23 protein-coding genes are annotated in these 21,522 nt (G+C 49.0%); 3 read left to right on the top strand and 20 right to left on the bottom strand.

Going from position 1 to position 21,522, the window contains the following annotated elements; all coding sequences use genetic code 11:
- Positions 1-40: 40 nt before the first annotated feature.
- The 10 genes from ACJJIT_RS04870 to ACJJIT_RS04825 all read right to left on the bottom strand — a co-directional run bounded on the left by ACJJIT_RS04870 (position 41) and on the right by ACJJIT_RS04825 (position 10,490).
- A complete protein-coding gene (locus tag ACJJIT_RS04870; protein WP_444884137.1) occupies positions 41-1,264 on the bottom strand; it encodes an aspartate kinase in 1,224 nt (407 codons plus the stop codon).
- A 129-nt stretch (positions 1,265-1,393) separates the two neighbouring features.
- Positions 1,394-4,006, bottom strand: coding sequence for an alanine--tRNA ligase (gene alaS / locus ACJJIT_RS04865; protein WP_444900154.1), 2,613 nt, complete (start codon positions 4,004-4,006; stop codon positions 1,394-1,396).
- Between the two features lie 71 nt (positions 4,007-4,077).
- Positions 4,078-4,425 carry a histidine triad nucleotide-binding protein gene (locus tag ACJJIT_RS04860; protein ID WP_444900153.1) on the bottom strand — a complete coding sequence of 116 codons (348 nt, stop codon included), beginning with the start codon at positions 4,423-4,425 and terminating at the stop codon, positions 4,078-4,080.
- 4 nt (positions 4,426-4,429) lie between these two features.
- Positions 4,430-4,615, bottom strand: a complete 186-nt coding sequence (locus ACJJIT_RS04855) for a Trm112 family protein (protein WP_152452364.1) — start codon at positions 4,613-4,615, stop codon at positions 4,430-4,432.
- A 135-nt stretch (positions 4,616-4,750) separates the two neighbouring features.
- Positions 4,751-5,587 carry a lysophospholipase gene (locus ACJJIT_RS04850; RefSeq protein ID WP_444900152.1) on the bottom strand — a complete coding sequence of 279 codons (837 nt, stop codon included), beginning with the start codon at positions 5,585-5,587 and terminating at the stop codon, positions 4,751-4,753.
- Positions 5,588-5,633: 46 nt separating this feature from the next.
- Positions 5,634-6,653 (bottom strand): class I fructose-bisphosphate aldolase, encoded by a 1,020-nt coding sequence (locus ACJJIT_RS04845; RefSeq protein ID WP_444900151.1) that lies wholly within the window; start codon positions 6,651-6,653, stop codon positions 5,634-5,636.
- A 47-nt stretch (positions 6,654-6,700) separates the two neighbouring features.
- Positions 6,701-8,179, bottom strand: a complete 1,479-nt coding sequence (glpK, locus tag ACJJIT_RS04840; protein ID WP_444900150.1) for a glycerol kinase GlpK — start codon at positions 8,177-8,179, stop codon at positions 6,701-6,703.
- 97 nt (positions 8,180-8,276) lie between these two features.
- The gene (locus ACJJIT_RS04835; RefSeq protein ID WP_444900149.1) at positions 8,277-8,765 is read right to left on the bottom strand and encodes a regulatory protein RecX; all 489 of its coding nucleotides are present in this window, start codon (positions 8,763-8,765) and stop codon (positions 8,277-8,279) included.
- On the bottom strand, positions 8,766-9,800 hold the full coding sequence (recA, locus tag ACJJIT_RS04830; protein WP_252082775.1) for a recombinase RecA: 1,035 nt from the start codon (positions 9,798-9,800) through the stop codon (positions 8,766-8,768).
- A 174-nt stretch (positions 9,801-9,974) separates the two neighbouring features.
- Positions 9,975-10,490, bottom strand: a complete 516-nt coding sequence (locus tag ACJJIT_RS04825) for a CinA family protein (protein WP_444886871.1) — start codon at positions 10,488-10,490, stop codon at positions 9,975-9,977.
- Positions 10,491-11,001: 511 nt separating this feature from the next.
- Here ACJJIT_RS04825 and ACJJIT_RS04820 point away from each other — a divergent pair.
- Positions 11,002-13,068: a family 16 glycosylhydrolase gene (locus tag ACJJIT_RS04820; protein WP_444900148.1), complete on the top strand. Its 2,067-nt coding sequence runs from the start codon at positions 11,002-11,004 to the stop codon at positions 13,066-13,068.
- Positions 13,069-13,370: 302 nt separating this feature from the next.
- Here ACJJIT_RS04820 and ACJJIT_RS04815 read toward each other — a convergent pair whose 3' ends face one another.
- Positions 13,371-13,805, bottom strand: a complete 435-nt coding sequence (locus ACJJIT_RS04815; RefSeq protein WP_444886873.1) for a GNAT family N-acetyltransferase — start codon at positions 13,803-13,805, stop codon at positions 13,371-13,373.
- 28 nt (positions 13,806-13,833) lie between these two features.
- On the opposite strand from ACJJIT_RS04815, the gene ACJJIT_RS04810 reads away from it, so the two are divergent.
- Complete coding sequence (locus tag ACJJIT_RS04810) at positions 13,834-14,442, top strand: tRNA-uridine aminocarboxypropyltransferase (protein ID WP_444900147.1); 609 nt, start codon at positions 13,834-13,836, stop codon at positions 14,440-14,442.
- A 161-nt stretch (positions 14,443-14,603) separates the two neighbouring features.
- Here ACJJIT_RS04810 and ACJJIT_RS04805 read toward each other — a convergent pair whose 3' ends face one another.
- The 8 genes from ACJJIT_RS04805 to ACJJIT_RS04770 form a co-directional block, all read right to left on the bottom strand.
- Positions 14,604-15,410, bottom strand: a complete 807-nt coding sequence (locus tag ACJJIT_RS04805) for an amidohydrolase family protein (protein ID WP_444900146.1) — start codon at positions 15,408-15,410, stop codon at positions 14,604-14,606.
- 514 nt (positions 15,411-15,924) lie between these two features.
- Positions 15,925-16,224 carry a hypothetical protein gene (locus ACJJIT_RS04800; protein ID WP_444900145.1) on the bottom strand — a complete coding sequence of 100 codons (300 nt, stop codon included), beginning with the start codon at positions 16,222-16,224 and terminating at the stop codon, positions 15,925-15,927.
- A gap of 193 nt (positions 16,225-16,417) precedes the next feature.
- Positions 16,418-16,654, bottom strand: coding sequence for a hypothetical protein (locus tag ACJJIT_RS04795; protein ID WP_444900144.1), 237 nt, complete (start codon positions 16,652-16,654; stop codon positions 16,418-16,420).
- A 68-nt stretch (positions 16,655-16,722) separates the two neighbouring features.
- A complete protein-coding gene (locus tag ACJJIT_RS04790) occupies positions 16,723-17,121 on the bottom strand; it encodes a VOC family protein (protein WP_444900143.1) in 399 nt (132 codons plus the stop codon).
- A gap of 183 nt (positions 17,122-17,304) precedes the next feature.
- Positions 17,305-17,604 carry a hypothetical protein gene (locus tag ACJJIT_RS04785; RefSeq protein ID WP_444900142.1) on the bottom strand — a complete coding sequence of 100 codons (300 nt, stop codon included), beginning with the start codon at positions 17,602-17,604 and terminating at the stop codon, positions 17,305-17,307.
- A 122-nt stretch (positions 17,605-17,726) separates the two neighbouring features.
- The gene (locus tag ACJJIT_RS04780) at positions 17,727-18,179 is read right to left on the bottom strand and encodes a hypothetical protein (protein WP_444900141.1); all 453 of its coding nucleotides are present in this window, start codon (positions 18,177-18,179) and stop codon (positions 17,727-17,729) included.
- A 115-nt stretch (positions 18,180-18,294) separates the two neighbouring features.
- A complete protein-coding gene (locus ACJJIT_RS04775; protein ID WP_444900140.1) occupies positions 18,295-18,618 on the bottom strand; it encodes a hypothetical protein in 324 nt (107 codons plus the stop codon).
- A 610-nt stretch (positions 18,619-19,228) separates the two neighbouring features.
- A complete protein-coding gene (locus ACJJIT_RS04770; RefSeq protein ID WP_444900139.1) occupies positions 19,229-19,822 on the bottom strand; it encodes a hypothetical protein in 594 nt (197 codons plus the stop codon).
- Positions 19,823-20,136: 314 nt separating this feature from the next.
- Between ACJJIT_RS04770 and ACJJIT_RS04765 the strand changes: the two genes are divergently transcribed.
- Positions 20,137-21,078 carry an IS110 family transposase gene (locus ACJJIT_RS04765; RefSeq protein ID WP_444900138.1) on the top strand — a complete coding sequence of 314 codons (942 nt, stop codon included), beginning with the start codon at positions 20,137-20,139 and terminating at the stop codon, positions 21,076-21,078.
- A gap of 28 nt (positions 21,079-21,106) precedes the next feature.
- On the opposite strand, the gene ACJJIT_RS04760 is transcribed toward ACJJIT_RS04765, so the two are convergent.
- The gene (locus ACJJIT_RS04760) at positions 21,107-21,493 is read right to left on the bottom strand and encodes a hypothetical protein (RefSeq protein ID WP_444900137.1); all 387 of its coding nucleotides are present in this window, start codon (positions 21,491-21,493) and stop codon (positions 21,107-21,109) included.
- Positions 21,494-21,522: the final 29 nt, after the last annotated feature.

The raw sequence follows: 21,522 nt of genomic DNA, 5'->3' as shown, positions 1-21,522 counted from the left end.
CTTTGCCTTAACTCCGGTTATAGTGTTTCTTTCAGCTCTCTCACTTGGAGAGTTCAAACTCACTGTGCAAAGCACGCACTGCCAGCTCGAGATAGCGCTCATCGATAATCACCGAAATCTTAATTTCCGAAGTAGTGATCATCTGAATGTTGATATTGTCTTCACCCAGCGCACTAAACATACGACTGGCCACATTCGCATGGGAACGCATTCCCACGCCGACAATAGAAACCTTGGCAATCTTGTCGTCTGTGATCACCTCACGGGCGCCAAGTTCCGCCGAAACACGCTCCAAGACTTCGCGAGCCTTAACCAAATCATTGCGATGTACCGTGAAAGTAAAATCGGTAGTCCCGTCAACCGCACTGATATTCTGCACGATTACATCGACCTCGATATTCTCTTTACCGACAGGTGCCAAAATACGGCAGGCAACACCAGGGGTGTCTGGGACACCACGGATCGTTAGTTTGGCTTCATCACGGTTAAATGCGATGCCGGATACGACAGGCTGCTCCATCTCGTTATCTTCCTCATCCAGGCTTATCAGGGTTCCTTCACCCTCTTCAAATGTTGAGAGCACGCGCAACGGAACCTTGTATTTGCCAGCGAACTCCACGGCGCGGATTTGCAGGACCTTGGAGCCAAGACTGGCCATTTCCAGCATTTCCTCAAAAGTGATCCGATCCATACGGCGCGCACTATCCACCACACGTGGATCAGTGGTATAGACCCCGTCAACATCCGTATAGATTTGGCATTCCGTGGCATCAAGGGCAGCAGCAAGCGCTACCCCCGTGGTGTCTGAACCGCCGCGCCCCAGAGTGGTGATATTTCCGTTGTCATCCACGCCCTGGAAACCGGCAACCACAACTACTTTGCCTTCATCCAGGTCTGTGCGCATTCGCTCGACATCAATGCGCTGGATGCGAGCCTTGGTGTGGGCATTATCCGTGAGGATCTTGACCTGCCCGCCAGTATAGGAGCAGGCATCGTAACCGCGCTTCTTAAGGGCCATGCTCAACAGTGCAATAGTGACCTGCTCACCTGTGGACACCAGTACATCGAGTTCGCGGGGATCGGGTTTTTCCTGAATCTGGTAGGCGAGCTCAATCAGGCGGTTGGTCTCTCCACTCATAGCGGAAAGAACGACAACCATACCGTGCCCCTTTGCACGAAATGCGGCTACTTTATCGGCGACGGCTTCAATACGCTCAATAGAGCCTACGGAAGTCCCGCCGTATTTCTGCACGAACAAACTCATAACTTTCTGTGTTTCCTTAGCTCCAGGCCAAGTCCGCGCACCACCCGAAATCGTGCAGGCGCGCACTTAATCACCAAACTTCGGCGAAATCAACTTCACACGCTATTTATGGCGCCAAATTGACCTAAATCAGCTTTTTAGGGCGTTCTCTACCCATACAGGCACTTCTTGTAGCATACCTGGCAGAGCCGAAGCGTCGGTGCCGCCCCCCTGCGCCATATCGCTGCGACCACCGCCCTTGCCGCCAATCTTGCCAGCAGCAAAACGCATCAGGTCTCCTGCCGATAGGCGGTCGGTGAGGTCTTTAGTCACTGCCGCAACCAGGGCAACCTTTTCCTCTCCCGGCGCCGCCAGCAATACAACTCCGCTGCCCAATTTACTCTTCATTTGGTCAGCCAGGTCACGCAAAGATTTAGGGTCGGCGCCGTCGATTGATGTAGCCAACAGTTTAAAGCCCGCAATCTCTATTGCCTGGGCACTGAGGTCTCCACCAGCGCCACTGGCCAGCTTAGTCTTGAGTTGCGCAACTTCCTTTTCCAACTTGCGGTTATTGAGCAGTAACTGCTCTACCTTATCTGCAAGAGTGTCCGGGCGCGCCTTGAGGAGAGCCGCAACATGCTCCAGCCGCTGCTCAGCGCGATCAAATTGTGACAGCGCATGCGCACCGGTGACCGCCTCAATACGTCGCTGGCCGGAGGCGATGCCACTCTCGCTGACAATACGCAAAAGACCAATATCCCCCGTGCGTTTCACGTGGGTGCCACCACACAGCTCTACAGAAAAAGTCCTGCCCTCTACAGCCCCCATAGAGAGAACGCGCACTGTATCGCCATACTTTTCACCGAACAGTGCCATGGCACCCATTTCTTTGGCTGACTCAATGTCTGTCTCGCAGGTATCAACCGGTGTGTTCGCGCGAATCTGCGTGTTCACCAGGGATTCGATCGCGTGCAATTGCTTTGCGGTGACCGCTTCCGGGTGGGAGAAGTCAAAACGCAAGCGCTCGGAATCCACCAATGAGCCCTTCTGGGTTACGTGTTCGCCGAGCACTTTGCGCAGAGCGGCGTGTAGCAAGTGAGTCGCAGAGTGATTCAATGCCGTTGCCTGGCGCACATCCGCTGATACCTCAGCAGTGAGCCGCTCACCAACAACTACTGTTCCCTGCAGCAGCTTGCCGGTATGTAAATGATGACTGCCCTGCTTGGTGCAATCACGCACCTCAAAACGGCCCGATGCGGCCTTTAGATAACCGCTATCGCCAACCTGACCACCTGACTCAGCGTAAAATGGTGTCCGATCGAGGATTACCACGCCTTCTTCCCCATTCTCCAGACGCTCAACCTGCTCTCCGCCTTTGAGAATCGCGGTTACTGTGCCTTCAGCTTCGGTGGTTTCGTATCCAAGGAACTCCGTGGCACCTTGAAGATCCAACGCCTCGGTATAATCCTGCTTAAATTTACCGGCGGCACGGGCCCGCTCACGTTGAGCTTCCATGGCGGCTTCATAACCCGCCATATCCAGAGATAGGCCGCGCTCGCGGGCAATGTCCTGGGTTAGATCTGTAGGAAAACCGTAGGTATCGTGCAAAGTAAATACCAGCTCGCCGGGCACTTCACTGCCTTCGAGAGAGCTCAATGCGCTTTCCAGCAAGGCCATGCCTTTATCCAAGGTCTTGGCGAATTGCTCTTCCTCTTTACGCAGAGCCTGCTCAATCAGCGACTGTTTCTCACGCAATTCTGGATAGGCCTCTCCCATCTGCTCTACTAGAGCGCTCACTAACTTGAAGAAGAAGACTTCTTTGTGGCCCAACTTGTGTCCATGACGCACTGCCCGGCGAATAATACGACGCAATACAAAGCCACGACCTTCATTGGAAGGCATAACACCATCAGCAATTAAGAAGGAGCAAGAGCGAATATGATCAGCGATCACACGCAGAGACTTTTCCTCTAGGTTATCGCAACCAACAATGCTACTGGCTGCTCGTAACAACGCCTGGAACAGGTCAATTTCATAATTTGAGTGCACGCCCTGCAAAACAGCGGCGATACGCTCCAGCCCCATCCCGGTATCGACAGAGGGTTTAGGCAGCGGGTGCAGCTCACCGTCCGCCGTGCGTTCGTACTGCATAAATACCAGGTTCCAAATCTCGATATAGCGATCGAGATCGTCGTTGTCGGAGCCGGGAGGGCCACCGGGTACATCTTCGCCGTGGTCAAAGAAAATTTCTGAACTGGGACCACAGGGGCCGGTGTCCCCCATCTGCCAGAAATTATCCTCATCAAGACGGGAGAAGCGCTCAGGGCTCACCCCAACTTCCTTTTGCCAAATATCGGCTGCTTCATCATCGCTGATATGCACGGTTACCCACAGGCGCTCTTCTGGCAAGTTCAGCACCTTGGTGAGGAAGTCCCAGGCAAAACGGATGGCATCGCGCTTAAAGTAATCACCGAAGCTGAAATTACCCAGCATCTCGAAGAAGGTGTGGTGGCGCGCGGTATAACCTACATTTTCCAGGTCATTATGCTTACCCCCAGCACGCACACAGCGCTGCGAACTAGTGGCCCGGTTATAGGGACGCTTTTCCTGACCGAGGAAGGTGTCCTTAAACTGCACCATGCCGGCGTTGGTGAATAGCAGGGTCGGGTCATTGCCCGGAATCAAGGAGCTTGACGGCACCACAGTGTGGCCCTGTTCGGCAAAGTAATTCAGAAAGGCGTCGCGAATCTGTGCGCTTTTCATCCGGCGTAATTCCACTTCGTTAGTTGAGAGTTATTGAATGACACCGGTGACGCGGTGTCTCGTCTGTCCCGCTACTGTGCAAGCCCCTGCTCGGGCATTGTTTGTTGAGCCAGTAGATGGACATGCAGGTGAAATACGGTCTGTCCCGCGCTTCGACCATTGTTGACCACAAGTCGAAATCCCTCTAATCCCAGCTTTCTGCCAAGTTCAGCGGCCACCCACATCAAATGGCCGAGCAGAGCCTTGTCATCGCTTTTGGCGTCGAACAAGTTAACCAGGGGTTTACGCGGGATAATGAGGAGATGGGTCGGGGCTTGTGGCGCCCGATCCTCAATAACGATACAAAGATCGTCCTCGTAGATTTTCTCGTTCGCTATTTCGCCCGAGATAATTCGACTGAAAACGCTGGGTTCACCCATTGGTTTATTTTTCCAGCTTTTCCTCAGCAGTTAGCTGACGCGCCTCGGATTCCAGCATCACCGGAATGCCGTCTTTTATTGGATAGGCCAGACCGCTAGCTTTACACACCAGCTCCTGGGTCTCCTCACGGTACTCAAGCGGCGCCTTGCTTACCGGACACACTAACAGGCTCAGTAACTTCTTATCCATGTTCCACCCCACTATTTCCCCCTGGCGTAACAAGCAGGGGGCAAAAATGACCGCGTATCATACAATGCTTCATAGGGTTTTTCACGGCATTCGCCAAGGGTGACAACCAGCATGGTTGACTGCCCCTTATTTTTATCAAGAGACGACAGACCCCGCCTGCGGTTCGTAGGATTTTAAATGACCAAGCAGCAGATCACGTGCTAAACGCCCCTCTTCGACCTCATTAAAAAGCTCGTGATAAGCCTTGGGAAAGCAGTGCAGCATTTTGCCGGCCGAGCCCATCCGCCCAAACCACTCACGACTCACTCCAACATCCACCAGCCGATCGGATTCCGGCAGCAACATCAGACAAGGCACCAGTAATCGCTCCAGATTAGCGGAGAGAAACTCCCGCTCGCGAAGAAATGTCTCAAACCAGCGCAGTGAAACCCCTCGATGCGTTAGCTCATCCTCTCGGTAAGCTTCAATTACCGCAGAGTCCCGGCTCAACCACTGGCTATCTATCCTGCTGGAAAGCACTAGCCCTGGGAACATCTTTGCCAGCATCAGTACCAGCCTCAACTCGAGTCCCGAAGGCTCCTTGGCCCCGCGGAAACCCGGTGCTGATAGGATGAGGCTATCTACAGCCCCGTAGCGAATGGCACTGCCACATGCGACCACCGCCCCCATACTATGCCCTAACAGATGCAGCCCTGTACCGGGGCTACCACTTTTGACCAGGCAGATAAATTCATAGAGGTCCTCGCTATAGAGCGAGAAATCCTCTATGTGCCCCCTCTTCCCCTGGGACAAACCATGACCATAATGGTCCGGCGCATACACACTGAAACCTGCCCGATTAAGATGTGCCGCTAAATTAACGTAACGGCCGCTGTGCTCACCCAGCCCATGGGAAATCACCACAGTTCCCCGCGCGCCTTCAACCCACCAGCGGCGGTAATGCAAACTGATGTTTCTTGTTAAAAATTCCATTGTCGCAGCCCACTTTCCTTATTGTTTTATCGAGGTTTGATCACCCCTAACCCTCCCCCTCAAGGCTATCTCGATACTTACCCAACATAGCCAGATGATTCATACATGCTCGCTTAACCAAAGCTCTCTGCGCCATTTCGATATTTTCCAGCTTGCCATGCCAAGTCGCTAACGCCGGCTGTTGCAATGCCCTTCCATAGGAGAAGCTCAACTGCCATGGGGCATTGTTAAGCTGGTTAAGGGCATTCAGGTTTTCTGTAGCCTCTTCCGGGCCCTGGCCACCAGAAAGAAAATTGATACTGGGCACTGCGGCAGGCACACTGCGACGCAGGCTGCGCAAAGTGTACTCAGCCACTTCTTGCGGCTCCGCACTAGGCAACTCTGCTCCAGGAGTGACCATACTCGGCTTAAGCAACATCAACTCCAAAATAACACCATGACGATTCAAGGCATGAAAAACACTGCTCCAAACCTGTTCGTTAACAGTCGCGGAGCGTTCGAGACTGTGACTGCCGTCCATTAGCACTTCCGGCTCAACAATGGGCACCACCCCCTCAGACTGGCAAGCGGCGGCATACCGAGCCAGCATTTCCGCGTTAGCCGTAAGCCCCAACTCAGTGGGGTTGTGAGCACTCACGGGATACACTTCCCGCCACTTGGCAAATCGCGCTCCCTGCGCCTTATATTCCCGCAAGCGTTCGATAAGGCCATCGAGCCCATAGGTGATCATGTCCCCCTCCGCGCCGGGAAGAGGCCCCTTGCCTTTATCAACTTTAATACCCGGTAGAATCCCCTGTGCCGCCGCCACCTCATGCAAAGGCGTACCACCTCTATCACTCTGACCGAGCGTTTCCTCAAACAGAATGACACCACAAATAAAGTCCCCAAGCCCCTCACTCGACAGCAGGGCCGCACGGTAATCTCGGCGGTTTGCTTCGGTTGATTCCACCCCTACAGCAGAAAAGCGCTTGGCGATAGTTCCGCTGCTCTCATCTGCAGCCAGGATTCCCCGGCGACCATCGACCAGAGAATCTATCGTTGCTTTTAACTCATCGTGAACTGTCATAGAAACACCTCCATGTGCCAAAACCCAGTCAAGGATAGACGCTTAAATTAGAATGCTTTGCAGGCTGCAACTGCCCGCTTCCAACCCGTCAGTAAGGAATCCCTTTTTTCTGCTGGCATTCCCGGCAGAAAATCGCGCTCAATCTCCAGCAAACGCTCCGGTAGCTGGTGAAAATGCCAGAGACCACTGCCGATCCCCGCCAATAGCGCCGCGCCGATTGCCGTGGACTCAATCTGTCTGGGGCGCTCTACACGCAGATCGGAAATGTCGGCCTGAAACTGCATCAAGAAATTGTTCGCGCTTGCCCCGCCATCGACACGCATATGGCTGATATCAACCTTTAGAGCCTCTTCCATAAGCCGCGCCAGCTCATCACTCTGGTAGGCGATGGACTCAAGAGTGGCGCGAACCACTTCAGCCCGCCCCGCGCCCCGGCTCAGGCCACACAAGGTCCCCCGCGCCGACGAATCCCAGTGTGGTGCACCCAGGCCGCTAAACGCCGGCACCAAATACACTCCGCGGGTATTGGGAATGCTCTGCGCAATAATCTCGCTATCGACAGCCCGCTGAATCAATCCCATTTCATCACGCAGCCACTGTATTGCAGAACCCGCGGTAAAAACTGAGCCCTCAACTGCATAGCCTGGTAACCCATGGGGATCACAGGCGATTGTGGCCAGCAGGCCGTGAGGCGGTTCAGGGCGTTTTTCCCCGGCGTAGGCCAGCATAAAGCAGCCTGTGCCATAGGTATTTTTGAGATCTCCTGGGTTCGTACAGCCTTGCCCAAACAGCGCCGCCTGCTGATCTCCAGCCACCCCACAAATAGGTGCACTGACGCCAGCAAAAGCTGCTGGATCCGTATCGACAAAATATCCGGCAGACGGCCTGATTTCTGGCAAAATCGATTCAGGGCACTCAAAAAGCGCCAATAGCTCTGGATCCCAGCTTTTCTGCTCCAAGTTATAAAGTAGGGTGCGACTGGCGTTAGTATGATCAGTCATGTGCGCGCGGGCACCACTCATCTTCCAGATCAACCAGCTGTCTACCGTGCCAAAACACAGCTCCCCCTTGCGAGCACGCGCCTGTAGATCCGGCTGCTCTCGAAATAGCCACAGCAGCTTACTGGCAGAAAAGTACGCGTCCAATAGTAGTCCGCTGCGTGCGCGCAGCCATTCGGACTTTCCTTCCGTGGCAAACTGCGCACAAATATTTGCTGAGCGCCGACACTGCCAGACAATTGCCCTATGAACTGGCTCGCCTGTGTGGCGATCCCACAGGATCGTGGTCTCTCTTTGGTTAGTGATACCAACCGATTTGATTTCGGATGCGCAAACACCAGCACGCTGCAGAGCAGCCATACAGACACGTTGGGTGACTTGCCAGATCTCCTCGGCATCCTGCTCGACCCATCCAGGCTCTGGATAGTAATTGGGGATCTCTGAGTAACTGCGCCCCACCAGAGTGCCGCTACTATCAAAAACGAAAGCCGTAGTGCCTGTAGTGCCCTGATCAATAGACAGGATCATAAAGTCTCTCGCGCTTATTATTCTTTCTCTCATTACCCTAAGCTTGAGGGTGAGCATTACCTTCGCGCCTCAAGCAAGCATGAGAGTATAAGCGTGATTACTCTTCGTCCAGCGCCCAGCTAATAGCATCTGAAGAGAAACCGCGGTAAGACAGGTAGCGTTGGCGACGTGCGCGCTCCTTCAGTTGCTGTTCCCGCGGCAACGCCAAATCAATTGGCGAGCGATATTTGCGCTGCAGCTGCTCATGGGCCAGGGAAAACCAGTCCACCTCTAACTGCTCTAAGACCTGGGATAAAAGCTCAGCGGAAATGCCGCGCTGTTGTAATTCCAGGCGGATACGCAGGGGGCCCTGACCACGCTGAACACGAGAACGGGCAAAAACTTCGGCAAAGCGCTGATCAGACTGGTAGTTGAGTTCTTGCAAGCGCGCGAATAGCGCATCGAAGTCGGCATCGGGGAACTTACCCACCAGCTTCCGCCTCAATTCCAAACGGGAGTGCTCGCGGCGAGTAAGCAGCTCAAGCGCCGCGCCGAAAAGCGCTTGAGCGGGGTCGGCGGTGAAGGCCGCCTTGGAGGAAAAAGACACTTACTCTTGGGGCAGTTCGGCAGCCTCTTCAGGGCTGGCCGGAACCAGATCGCCTAACAGCTGTGCGCGCAGCTGAGCCTCAATTTCATTGCGGATATCGGGGTTATCACGCAGGAACTTGGTAGCATTGGCCTTACCCTGACCAATCTTATCACCCTTGTAGCTATACCAAGCGCCCGCCTTATCAACCAAGCCCAGCTTCACACCGTAGTCAACAACCTCACCAATCATATTGATGCCTTCGCCGTACATGATCTGAAATTCAGTCTGCTTAAAGGGCGGAGCCACCTTGTTCTTCACCACTTTCACGCGGGTCTCGTTACCCACTACTTCATCGCCGTCTTTTACCGAGCCGATGCGACGGATATCCAAACGCACGGAGGAGTAGAACTTAAGAGCATTACCACCAGTAGTGGTTTCCGGGGAGCCGAACATTACACCGATCTTCATACGAATCTGGTTGATAAAGATCGCTAAGGTATTGGTGTTCTTGATATTACCGGTCAACTTACGCAGTGCCTGGGACATCAGACGAGCCTGCAAACCTACGTGGGAATCTCCCATCTCTCCTTCAATTTCAGCGCGCGGTGTCAAAGCTGCAACGGAGTCCACAACCAATACATCCACAGCACCGGAACGCACCAGCATATCTGCCACTTCCAAGGCCTGCTCGCCGGTATCTGGCTGGGAGACGATCAACTCATCAACATTTACACCGAGTTTCTCGGCATAAATGGGATCTAAGGCGTGTTCTGCATCCACGAAAGCACAGGTACCGCCTTTGCGCTGGGCCTCGGCGATCACTTGCAGGGTCAGAGTGGTTTTACCAGAGGATTCCGGGCCATAGATCTCAACGATACGGCCGCGGGGCAGGCCGCCTATACCCAGTGCCACATCCAGGCCGAGAGAGCCAGTGGAGATTGCGGGGATACGCTCGCGCTCCTTATCCCCCATACGCATCACTGTACCCTTGCCAAACTGGCGCTCGATCTGCGACAGCGCCGCTTTCAATGCCTTGTCTTTATTGGAATCCATGACCGTTCCCGTATATCTGAGCTGTGTTGAGTGGGGCAAGCTTATCGAAGGATTACTGTATAAGCAACCAGTAATTCCAGCGCAATCAGTACCAATCTTCCCAACACGGTTACACCGCTCTAAATTCAGCACAACCCCGCTATCACACCAGTAAACTGACCAGGTAGACCACCTTTAAACAGGGTGTTCCTCCAGGATCTTCAGCATCCCTTTGAGAGCCTCCAGCACCGTTTGTGCCTGAACTGTGGCCCGATCCCCTTTAAAGTGGAAACACCGAGCATCAATCTGAACCGGTTCCTGTCCTTCCGCATGAGCCCAGGCAATCCACACAGTTCCGACTGGTTTCTCTTCGGTACCGCCACTGGGACCAGCAATACCGCTTACCGCCACGGACAGGTTGGCATCCATCATAGCCAGCACTCCACAAGCCATTTGCCGGGCAACTGGTTCGCTGACCGCACCAAACTGTTTTAGGTCCTTCGCATCCACCCCTAACACACTGTGCTTGATGCGATTGGCATAACTAACGACTGAACCATCAAACCAATTGGACGCATTGGGAATAGAAGTGATCGCCGCGGCAATCGCACCACCAGTACAGGACTCCGCAGAGGTTACAAACCAACAGCGCTTTATCAATTCCTCACCAAGCTGCTGTGCCAAACTTAATATCTCGCCATGATCAGCCATTTTTCTACCCGCGTATCATTTCTCAAGGTACTCACTCGCCAGGAGCAACCCGCACATCACCTTATATTATGCCAACTGAACGCAACCTCCACTAACAAGACCGCCATCCGCTGCACCAAGCAATGGCGTATAGCCATCCATAGACCTACAAGCAGCAAACGAAAATAACATTACCGTGCCAGCCTTAAAATTACTGAAGCGGTACTACAGCCTCTGTAGATTCAAAAAACTACCTCCCTTTAATCAAGACATAACTACCCACAAAAAAGATGTAGCTCTTCTAGTCGGGCACGCCCAACACATAAGCATCCTCATAGGTTTTAAAAGTGCGGAAAATATAGCTACAGGACAAAGAAAAATGCATGGTACTAACCTCGTGCGATAAGCAGGACTGAGCACGCGATAAAGGGGGAAAGCACTCACCCAAGAATAACCCGCTATTTGTTAGGCTTTATTCGTCGATAAAAAAATCAACGACACCCCTTTGATAGCCAAAAAAGAATAAAAAGCTATGCGAATAAAACAATCAGTGATGGTTATGACTATCCTGGGAAGCTGCGCTTCTCCATTAATCAACGCAAAAACTTTAATCTGGGAAGATAATTTTGATGGAAACAGTATTAATAAATCCGTCTGGACTTACGATGTAGGCAGCTGGGGCTGGGGCAATAACGAACTACAAGATTACACGGACAATAGTAATAACGCCTATATTGAAGAGGGTAATCTGGTTATTCAGGCACAACGCAATACTGATGGCAGTTTTACATCTGCCCGCCTGAAAACGATTGGCCGTTTCTCTTATCGATACGGTACGATTGAGGCCCGCATCAAACTACCTGATCTTAACGCCGGTCTCTGGCCGGCTTTTTGGCAGCTCGGCAATAACTATGGGCAGGTCGGCTGGCCCGCATGCGGTGAACTGGATATTCTCGAAGCCGGCATGGCCGAGGCGCTCGAAAGCGGCAGTGTCAATTCAACGATTTCCAGTGCCTTCCACTGGCATCACGAGTCCGATGAATACACAGGACAAGCTGATTACGGTCAAAGTAAAAACCTCATCAAAGATTTTGGCTACAGTAGGGATTTAACCGAGGATTACCATATCTTTGGTATGACTTGGACACCCGACCGTATTACGATGTGGGTGGACGATGAAGCCAACGAAATTATCAACATTGACAGTGAAGACCCGGCGTTTGATGAGTTTCGTCAAGAGCACTTCCTGATACTCAACCTCGCTGTGGGCGGTATTTTCCCACAGATTTTTAGCAATGAAGAAATCACTGCACCGATGCCCGCCAAAATGTATGTGGATTATATCCGTATCTATGATAACGACGATAATAACTACAACACAGAAATCACCCTGGCCGAAGACAAGGCAAAATTCGGCAACCTAAGCATATACGGTGACGGTGAAGATATCCCTGAGTCTTTGCAGCTTGGCACCGATACCGAACTCTATATCTGGAACAATATGGAATCCACCGCAAGTGTTGATGACAATGAGGCCTTGGAATTTAATATTGACGCTGGCGATTGGTTTGGCATGGGTTTTTGGATGCACTACGACCTAAATATGATGCACTATCAAAATGGTCACTTAAACTTACGTATCAAGACCAGCAGCACTGAAACGATTGGTATTGGTATCGCCAGCACTGGCAGTGGTAGCGATAGTTGGGTTGATTTAGTCGATGGCGGTGAAGACTATGGGTTAAAACGAGATGGACAATGGCACTTGGTCAGCATTCCGCTAAGCAAATATGCTGTGGACTTCCACACCATTAGCCAGGCCATAATGGTTCGTGGTGACGCACCTGCAAAGGGGTTCACCTTGGCCATTGATGACATTTACTTCAGTGAGGGAGAGGCAAAGACTATCCCCGCTGGCATTTTTTCCGTATACAGTGAAACGCTCGAAGCCGATTCGACTTTTAAGCTGGGTAGCGATGGCAATTTATTCGTGTGGGAAAACACCCTGCTGGAAGTCTCTCAATCACCATTCGAAGGCGAAAAGTCCCTCTCCTACCAATCCTCTGGAGCCGGCTGGTTTGGCATGGCGTTTACCGCCAACAGCTACCACGACCTATCCGCTTACGATAACGATAGAGCCACACTAAATTTTTTCCTTAAAACCAGCAGTGACACCCCTTTTAAAGTCGGCATGAAGAGTGGCAGCATCACTAATATTGAACAAAAGTGGATCGAATTTAATAAAAACCCTGATCCCTATGAATTTGTCCGTGACGGCCAATGGCATCAAATATCCATTCCAGTCAGCGACTTCAGCGATGAAGTGGATATGTCCAACCTGATTCAGTTATTTGAAATATTAGGTGTAGAAGGAGATATCACTAATATTGAGATCGATAACATCTATTTTTCCAGTGAAGCCTCTGGATCCCACTGTCAGCACCCACCCCACAAGTGCCATCCACATCACGGGCGACAGGAGCACCCTAAAAGAAAGTGCAAGCCCTGCAGCCCCCTAAGTGACTTCAGCAATGATCAGCTCTGTAACTATCGACTGGGAGGTCACCAACACCGCTGTCTAGACTCTGCTGGAGAATAACGGTGACAGCCGCCGGACAATATCCAGTCCCTGTACGGATTAAGTAACCACAAACGTCAACACTCAATCAGTGTAAACTGCAACTACCCTGCCTAAAAATTAATTGTACCAAACGGAGCACAGCGTACAGATTACCTACCTGAGAAACCAACGCCTTCTGGACGGTCTGAGCAGCATCTTAATGATGATGCCCAGTTTATTATCTGATTGTGAGGAAAGTTATAAAATTTCAATTAAATCGCACAAAAGGGTATATATACTCTGCACTCAATCATTTAGAGAAATATAAACCAAAAAAACAGCTATCGATAACCCATTGCTGATATGGAGCGCCCTTGATTCAGGTAGCTACTATACAGTTCAGCTACAGGGGTTGGCAGCAATTCGGCCTCCACTACCTCAAAGCCCAGCGACAAATAAAAAGACTCTAAGTGGATATAGGGAAAGGTATAGGTATTCCTATCAAACCTCTTAGCCAGGAGTGCTAGCAATAAACGCGCGACTCCCCGCCCCTGGTACTCAGGGGCCACCGCAACCCCTGCAAGTAATTTAAAAGATTCATATCTACGCAGGTAGCCACAGCCGATCACCTCACTCCGCTCGTTACGCACGACTGCACAATCTTCATGTCGCTTGGCTTTGCCACGAAATCCATGCATGCGATAGAATTTGTTCGCTAGCGGAATCTCAATATCTGCCAACCATTGAACCTTATAAGAAGGCTGCGTAACTCCCATAAACCTGCCTGTACTCAGTAGTCGAAAAATGCCCAGAGAAACCTGCAATACTTGCCTGCGCCCACCCAATGTTTGCTATTGCAGCGCATTGATGAGCCTAACAAGCACCATAAAAGTGGTGATCATACAGCACCCGCAGGAGGAGAAGCACCCATTCAATACAGGACGTATGGCACATCTATGCCTGAGTAACAGCGAAATGATCATAGCCGAGAGCCTATCGACCCATCAGCTAAATGCTTTGCTTTGCACGCCCTCCGCCCTACTCTACCCATCCCTGGAATGGTTACCTGACAGTGGCGAGCTGAACTCTAATAATCACCAATCTGATAAAACTTCAAGTAAACAAGCACCTGTTAAACAGCTGATCGTGCTAGATGCGACCTGGAAGAAATCCAAAAAAATTCTCCACCTCAACCCCCAATTGCAACAACTTCCACGGATCAATCTTGGCGGGGGCCTAAAATCAAATTATACAATTCGAAAGACTTCTGTAGCGGACGGGCTATCGACAATTGAAAGTATCGCCATGGCAATGCAATTGCTTGAGGGGAATAACAGTTTTTTAAAATTGTTAGCGCCATTTGAGAAAATGGTTGAGCTGCAACAGAAGAGCTTTACATTTGAACCCGCGTGAATAACCAAACCCATGTTAAATTTCGTATTAGGCCTAAACCTAACTATACGGGGTGTCTACTAAACGTGGGTAAGTCTTACACCTTACGCCGCGCTCTGGGACAAACCGAAGCGCAGCGTAGGTTTGTCCCTGGCAGTGCCTGTTAGGCCACACCGCTCTGACTATAAATTGAATACTCGGCATGCGTTACCACTCAAGAAAAGCTCCTCCACATCTTCTCCCAACGCCAGCTCTGGAAGATTCTCGAGCGCTTTGGCGGGCATGATCATTGGATAATTTGTGCCGAAGAGAACTTTGTTGCGGCCATGTCCTCGCATAAACTCGACTAGAGGCTGTGGGTATTTCTTAGCGGTGTACGCTGACGTGTCGATGTATACGTTTTCGTGCTTTGTAGCCACCGCAATAGCCTCATCTGTCCAAGGGTAGCCAATGTGACCACCGACGATTTTTAGCTCAGGAAAATCCAGGGCCACCTGATCTAGGTAGATAGGTCGACCAACCTCCGACGGCATGAGCGGCCCGGTGTGACCAATCTGGGTGCAGAACGGAACACCAAGATCACAGCATGCTGTGTACACGGGATAAAACCGGCGATCGATCGGCGGCACCTCCCAAATCCAGGGCAAAACCCGAATCGCTTTGAAACCTAGTTCGTTCATGCAACGTCGGATCTCTCGAACAGCCTCCATCGGCTTCGAGATGTCCACTGACCCCACGCCAACCAACCTGTCAGGTGCCTTAGCCACGAAACCTGCGACTTCATCATTGGAGATCATGACATTTCGGGGAGCAACCCAAGCCGATATCAGACTGCGATCCACACCACCTTGATCCATCATTCCGAGAGTCATCTCTATCGGGATTTCTGTTGTCGGCATAGGCATCTTCGTCCACCTGCGTAGCGACTTGAAGACTGGATCTTGCGAGTGCCGTAATGTTGGGTGCTGTGCCCAAGCATCAACAATCATCTACTTTTCTCCTTTGCTGCTTAACGCCGCACTAAGTGGCAAAACATTGTTGGCTAAAATAGTGAACGTAGTGAACAACAGCCAACTGTTTTTTGTCCGTTCTTGAGTGCTTTGTTATGTTTTACTACACTGTTTTATCAATTGAAAAAACTTACTAGCCAATCGAACGTAAAAATGCTTGTAAGAATTTTCAAACCTACGAGGCCAACAAACAGAACTATTAAGGCTACTTTAAGTTTTTTACTTTTGATGTTATTCCAGAATAATAACTTAGTCTTAAATTCACTTTTTAACTCGGCTATATCTTCTTTCACACTAAATCCCTTTAGTCATCACAAATTTAAAATTGAAGCTAAGAATCAATAAAAACACAACGCCCGAAACAGGGGCGGCCAATGCTGTGCACATTTTGTGCGAAACTGGGAGCGCAGCGATCCGCACAAAATGTGCACTGCGTTGGGCGTCCCGCGGAAGCCCGAAGGGGCGGAGCATCCTGCTTGCGTTTGGTATGAATTTAGCACGCCACTTCACGAATCTCTTCAATTGCAGGTAACCCAGAAAAAATGCCGACTAGCCCAAACACATAGGTAGTCTTACCAATACACCCTTCCATCTCGGAGTGAATCCTGCCATTTCTAATTGCTGTGTCGGAGAATAACAGTAAACTCAATACGTTAGCTGGAGGCCGTGTCTGTAAATTAACATGATCTTTTGATGGAATTAATACTAAAACATTGCCTCTGGGTGGTTTGTACATATAACCGACAACTTGAACATGATTGCCGTAGTAACTTTCAAACATACCGACAACCATAGGCACATCTCCTCACATGAACCCGCCGGACGGCTTATTACTACAAGCGGTCAGCCCCAAGAGAACTAGAAGTAGTATTGATTTAGTATTTCTCATGAATTCATAAGCCGTGGTTTGGGGCTGACATGGAGCGCCAGTGGAATGGCAGTCCCAGCCGAAGGCGACAACACCGCCTTGTTATGTGAGATTAAGGCTAATCTTGAAAATCCCATGGAATTTCCTTTTTAAATAGAGCAATAGTTTGCTCTACTAGCTCTAAATCGAGATCCTTTTTGTAAAGAGTAACTTCTCTAGTTTTTTTGGAGTCATCACGAAAAACCTCCAACACCATATCCTTTCCGGTGTATACCTCTACGCCGATGCCATCCCTATCACCACCGACATCACTAGCTATTATGTACTTTTCAATTTTGGGGAATTCAATACTCATACTCTGGAACTACGTTTTCACTTAATGCCGCATTCAGGTACGCCGTAGGCGTCACCTGGAATGCTTTGTTAGCTGCGTGCTGGTTGGTGGAACTCTATAACATTGTCATCTGGATCTCTTATAAAGAAAAACTGAGCACCGTTGTATTCGGCTTCACCTGTTATAGTAAAACCCAGAGCTTCGACGTTACTTTTGGCTGAGTCATAGTCTGTTATTTCTAAAGCGATGTGCGTATAGCCTGGATATTTCATATCACCTTCCATTAGCACATTTTTCCTTGGTGCATCCTTTGAAGCATTAAGGATCAAGTTGATGTTAACTCCTGATGGATGCTCAACTATAGCTACTGGCTCAGGGCCTACTGGGCCAACTATAAACTCAAAACCTAGCTTGCCATAGAATTCACGAGAGACATCCAAATCTCTAACCCTCAATCCTACATGATTAATTCTGGTTATATCTTTCATCATCGTTCCTTGATATTGAGTGTAAATGATTCGGAGCAGCTAACGCCGCCGGCAGGGGCAGCTTACCTTGTGCACATTTTGCGCGACAATGGGAGCGCAGCGACCTGTGCAAAACGTGCACAAGGTAAGCTGTCCCGCGGAGGGCCGAAGGCCCGGAGTGAACTTGAGTAACTTGTTAATGGCTTAACCCACCGGCGGCAACATATTACCAAACAAAGCCATTAAACTTAGCACAACAAAGATAACCCACCAGACTATGTAAGCCCCTCTAGTAAATTTCTTTTTCCCGCGGCGAAAAATGGCAAGAGGTATACCTACTATTGCAAAAGCAATTAGAACACTGATTATGGCACGGCCAAAAACAAATCCTATGTCATATGCTGAAGGTCCTTCGTTAGTTGCAATTAGGCTGACAGTAAAATAATTGAATGCCAAGCTCACAAGAAGCATTACCAACGTATTTATATTTAGTTTGTTATTCATTGTTTTCGATTGTACCCGCGCCCATTAACGCCCCGCTAAGCGGCGAGCGAAGCAACGCATAGCGAGTCCAGTGGAGGCTGCGCTTTTCGCGGCCGGAATAGTGCTTGAGCGGCTTGTTATGTTTATGACCAAACCAACCCCACCTCAGATGCCTCAGTTGAGCAGCAAAACATTAAGTTACAACCATGGCTACTCTGATGCTTTATTAAATCTCGCATCTCTTCGATAGCTTTAACCATTTCTTGATAAAACTCAGGTTTCTTTGGCTTACGAGGAACATCTACTTCTGATGCATTAGCAAGTGCAAAATCACCAAGCATTAAGCTCCTACCACTGATGGCATTCCATGATGCTGCAGCTTCTATATCTCCATTATCTACCGCCCTCATAAATCGCTCATTTGAAAATTTATTACTTGATATAACAGCTCGTAATGAAGACTCAACTGTTTCAATACATACCGTTGCCACATGCGACTCATGGTCATGATACAAGGCAAAGGTATATATATCTAATTCACGCGCTTTGGCCTTCCTAAGCCCTTCATAGATTATTTTTTTAAATTCTTCTCTCATAATTACCACAAACTAAAATACATAACGTTGCCAGCAAGGACAGCCGAAGCAAAGCGTAGGCTGTCCGGTGGAGGCCCGTAGGGCCGTAACGAACAGCATCGACTTGTTATATAACTTACTTAACTCGAATAACAGTACCTTTCAAATACTGCCCAATGCCATTTGCTTCCCATAATAGCAAGGCATTACCACCATTTGCGCACACTAGTGGGCTTGCTTGAGATTTAGCTGATGAAATGGTTCTTGGATAACCAACAAATGGGATAAGTTTAAACTCAACAACACCCAGTTCATCAAAATCTTTCTTAGGCGGTATTGTGAAAACAGTAACTTCACAATTCTTACTAAATGCATTATGAGATACATCACCGGTTATTGTGAACGTACTGCTACAAGATGCTATAAAAAAAACAATTGCTGGAACTACTAATTTTTTCATGGACTATCCTTGTATAGATAATTGGTACTTCATATGTAACGCCCTGCTTAGGGGCAGACTTGTAGTTGATTGTGTTGGGCTAGCGTAGCGTAAAAGCCCATAAACGAGCAATGGAAAGGCTGTCCCAGCGCCTACGGCGCGACTACAGCAGCTTGTTATGTGTTAAGCAGCTAAATAAGACACCAAAAACAATAGTCCAATAGAGCAAACCCACAGGGCCCTCGAAACATTAATTACCCCTCTGAACTTTGCATACTTTACTAGCACAAGAGGAATAATTCCTGAAATTAAGAATATGGCCGTGCTATACAAATTCAAATGTAGATTGCTAACTATATTTAGTATGCTCGGATCTATTGGAGGCAACGTACTACCATCACCTAGCTTGATGGGATTACTTAGTCGCGAATAGAGCATCAACCACCCAATAACGAGTGTGCCAACAAAGATTGCGCCAATTAGCTTAGTATTTATTTTTTGCAGCATAATTTAATTTCAGTAGACACATAACGCCTTGCTCAGCTGCGCATTGAACTTAGGGTTATTTTGCGCATCAGCGCGAAATTCAAACTAAGTTCAAGGTGTCAGCTGCAGCAATTTGTTAGGTATTTTATTTTTGCCTACCAAGATATTCCAATAAATATTCTTTATTAATCCATTTACAGATTTCCCAGTTGTAACATATTTCCCCTTCTGTTTCTAAAAGTTTTTCAGGTGTATTGATATCCACATAACGAGTAGGAAGTAATATGGCATCCTTGTATCCATTTTCGCTTGGGCGCTCTAACTTTCTAATACCATAACCACTGTGCATGACAATCAAATCAGGAAAACTTGATAGACAATTTTTCCGTAATTCTGCCTCAGCTGCTTGCGAAGTAGAATTCGTACTCATTAAAGGTCTAAAGACACTTTCTTTCCTATTTAGAAATACAAGATAATAATTACCTAAACCGTGACCAATAAAATAACCGAACTCTATATATTCACCTACTTTTGAATTTTTTATAGGATTGATTACCTTTGCCTTGTAAGAAACTCCACATGGCTTCTCTTCAGTTCCTAATGTACTACCATTTTCTATTCTAACAATAGCAGTAACATCTGACCGATCTAGCAGCTCACCAATTTCAACCCTCGGCAAAGTAGTACCGGCCGATACAACTGGAAGAAAAAGTAAAATCAATAAAATAAGCCTATTCATACTCTCCCCGAACCTAACGCCTTGCGCACAGGCAGCCAAACCGCAGGTTTGGCTGTCCAGCCGCGAAGCGCGCGATTGTGCCGCAACTTGTATGGTTGTTCTTGTCCAATTCTGATGTTGAAAATCCTTTTCGCTAACGGGTAAATTGAGACCCACCTTCGGCGGCCACCGAAGGCCTTGTTTGTCACAGTTCGTTGCTGCGCCGGTTCATAAAGACCGTTAACAAGTATGAACGTGACAGACACTCACTAGGCATAACTCGAATAGTCATGTGGGCCTCGAGCCCGAATAGCAAGGCGGAGATAGCTTATCTTATGGAACCTCAAGAGATCAATGTCGGTATCGATACCAGCAGTAAACAACTCGATATTTATGTGAGACCTAATGGCCAATTCTTTAGTGTTACCAATGATAAAAATGGTATTAAGGATGCCATTAAACAACTACAACCTCTTAAACCTGAAAGAGTATTGATCGAGTCCACAGGAAGGCTAGAATTAGAATTTGTCTGTGCTGCTCATAAAGCGGGACTGCCGATAGTTGTTTGCAATCCTTCACAAGTAAGAAACTTTGCAAAGTCAGCGGGGCGGCTCGCAAAAACAGATAAGCTGGATGCAATTGATATCGCACATTTTGGTGAAGCAATGAAGCCAAGATTGTCATCGATCAAACCAGAAAAACTAAGAAATATCAGTGATTTGCTGACGGTCAGGAACCAGTGCTTAGAAATGAGCACAATGCAAAAGAATCGCCTCAAGAGAATGCCTAAGTCTGTTCACAAGCCCATTCAGGCTATCTTAAAGGCCATCAAAAAAGAGCTAGAAGGAGTCGATAAGCAACTTGATAAACTTGTTAACAGCGTTGCCGAGTGGCGACAAAAACGCGATCTCTTATTAAGCGCTAAAGGAGTCGGCAATGTACTGGCTTACACGCTAATGAGCGAACTTCCTGAGCTGGGCAAGCTGAACCGCAAAGAGATTGCGGCCCTTGTGGGTATCGCCCCGATGAATCGTGATAGCGGCAGATTCCAGGGTAAGCGCTATATTCGAGGTGGGAGACATCGTGTACGCACGGTTTTGTTTGCTTCTATGATGTCGGCAATACAATGCCACCCTAAATTAAAGCCAATGTATGAGCGCCTGGTCGCTGCTGGTAAACCAAAGAAAGTAGCCCTTATCGCTTGTATGAGGAAGCAACTTACCATCCTAAATACAATGGTAAAAAACAACACTTACTGGGATGAGAAAATGGCTTAAATACTTGACAAAGGACCATAGTCACTTGTTAAATGTTTTTGGCACGGACTTTACCCTCTGCGATGTAACCCGGGCCACTAATAGATACTGTGTACTCTATGCCTGGGACTAGCTCTTTTGCCGGAGCTACTTCATGCAGGCCTTCGGGCACAACACCATACTTTATGAAGCCGGGTGATGGCCAATTTGCATTGCCCGAGCTGTAGTCTGCACTTAGCTCCCAGACAACTACATTATTAGCACCCTCAGAATAGTGGACGGAAACACGGCCTACCGCCTTTTGTGTTTTAAACAACCAACCGTCTGGTTCGACTGAAAATTCCAGACGACTTTGCTCATCATACTGCGACTTTATGTTGTAGAAATATGTACAAGAAGCAAGTAGAAGAGATGCGATTACTATGAATACTCTCATGACATTTAACGCCTTGCTCAGCCGCCACC

It is taken from the genome of Microbulbifer mixtoriginis (SeqCode) (genome assembly GCF_052467515.1).
Note: the sequence above shows the minus strand (reverse complement) of the source record. Positions and strands in the feature narration are given on the sequence as shown.

What these genes read in the sequence shown, in the direction of transcription:
- ACJJIT_RS04870 (WP_444884137.1), bottom strand. Translation starts at nt 1,264, where the DNA reads ATGAGTTTGTTCGTGCAGAAATACGGCGGGACTTCCGTAGGCTCTATT.
- alaS (WP_444900154.1), bottom strand. Translation starts at nt 4,006, where the DNA reads ATGAAAAGCGCACAGATTCGCGACGCCTTTCTGAATTACTTTGCCGAA.
- ACJJIT_RS04860 (WP_444900153.1), bottom strand. Translation starts at nt 4,425, where the DNA reads ATGGGTGAACCCAGCGTTTTCAGTCGAATTATCTCGGGCGAAATAGCG.
- ACJJIT_RS04855 (WP_152452364.1), bottom strand. Translation starts at nt 4,615, where the DNA reads ATGGATAAGAAGTTACTGAGCCTGTTAGTGTGTCCGGTAAGCAAGGCG.
- ACJJIT_RS04850 (WP_444900152.1), bottom strand. Translation starts at nt 5,587, where the DNA reads ATGGAATTTTTAACAAGAAACATCAGTTTGCATTACCGCCGCTGGTGG.
- ACJJIT_RS04845 (WP_444900151.1), bottom strand. Translation starts at nt 6,653, where the DNA reads ATGACAGTTCACGATGAGTTAAAAGCAACGATAGATTCTCTGGTCGAT.
- glpK (WP_444900150.1), bottom strand. Translation starts at nt 8,179, where the DNA reads ATGATCCTGTCTATTGATCAGGGCACTACAGGCACTACGGCTTTCGTT.
- recA (WP_252082775.1), bottom strand. Translation starts at nt 9,800, where the DNA reads ATGGATTCCAATAAAGACAAGGCATTGAAAGCGGCGCTGTCGCAGATC.
- ACJJIT_RS04825 (WP_444886871.1), bottom strand. Translation starts at nt 10,490, where the DNA reads ATGGCTGATCATGGCGAGATATTAAGTTTGGCACAGCAGCTTGGTGAG.
- ACJJIT_RS04820 (WP_444900148.1), top strand. Translation starts at nt 11,002, where the DNA reads ATGCGAATAAAACAATCAGTGATGGTTATGACTATCCTGGGAAGCTGC.
- ACJJIT_RS04815 (WP_444886873.1), bottom strand. Translation starts at nt 13,805, where the DNA reads ATGGGAGTTACGCAGCCTTCTTATAAGGTTCAATGGTTGGCAGATATT.
- ACJJIT_RS04810 (WP_444900147.1), top strand. Translation starts at nt 13,834, where the DNA reads ATGCCCAGAGAAACCTGCAATACTTGCCTGCGCCCACCCAATGTTTGC.
- ACJJIT_RS04805 (WP_444900146.1), bottom strand. Translation starts at nt 15,410, where the DNA reads ATGATTGTTGATGCTTGGGCACAGCACCCAACATTACGGCACTCGCAA.
- ACJJIT_RS04800 (WP_444900145.1), bottom strand. Translation starts at nt 16,224, where the DNA reads ATGGTTGTCGGTATGTTTGAAAGTTACTACGGCAATCATGTTCAAGTT.
- ACJJIT_RS04795 (WP_444900144.1), bottom strand. Translation starts at nt 16,654, where the DNA reads ATGAGTATTGAATTCCCCAAAATTGAAAAGTACATAATAGCTAGTGAT.
- ACJJIT_RS04790 (WP_444900143.1), bottom strand. Translation starts at nt 17,121, where the DNA reads ATGAAAGATATAACCAGAATTAATCATGTAGGATTGAGGGTTAGAGAT.
- ACJJIT_RS04785 (WP_444900142.1), bottom strand. Translation starts at nt 17,604, where the DNA reads ATGAATAACAAACTAAATATAAATACGTTGGTAATGCTTCTTGTGAGC.
- ACJJIT_RS04780 (WP_444900141.1), bottom strand. Translation starts at nt 18,179, where the DNA reads ATGAGAGAAGAATTTAAAAAAATAATCTATGAAGGGCTTAGGAAGGCC.
- ACJJIT_RS04775 (WP_444900140.1), bottom strand. Translation starts at nt 18,618, where the DNA reads ATGAAAAAATTAGTAGTTCCAGCAATTGTTTTTTTTATAGCATCTTGT.
- ACJJIT_RS04770 (WP_444900139.1), bottom strand. Translation starts at nt 19,822, where the DNA reads ATGAATAGGCTTATTTTATTGATTTTACTTTTTCTTCCAGTTGTATCG.
- ACJJIT_RS04765 (WP_444900138.1), top strand. Translation starts at nt 20,137, where the DNA reads ATGGAACCTCAAGAGATCAATGTCGGTATCGATACCAGCAGTAAACAA.
- ACJJIT_RS04760 (WP_444900137.1), bottom strand. Translation starts at nt 21,493, where the DNA reads ATGAGAGTATTCATAGTAATCGCATCTCTTCTACTTGCTTCTTGTACA.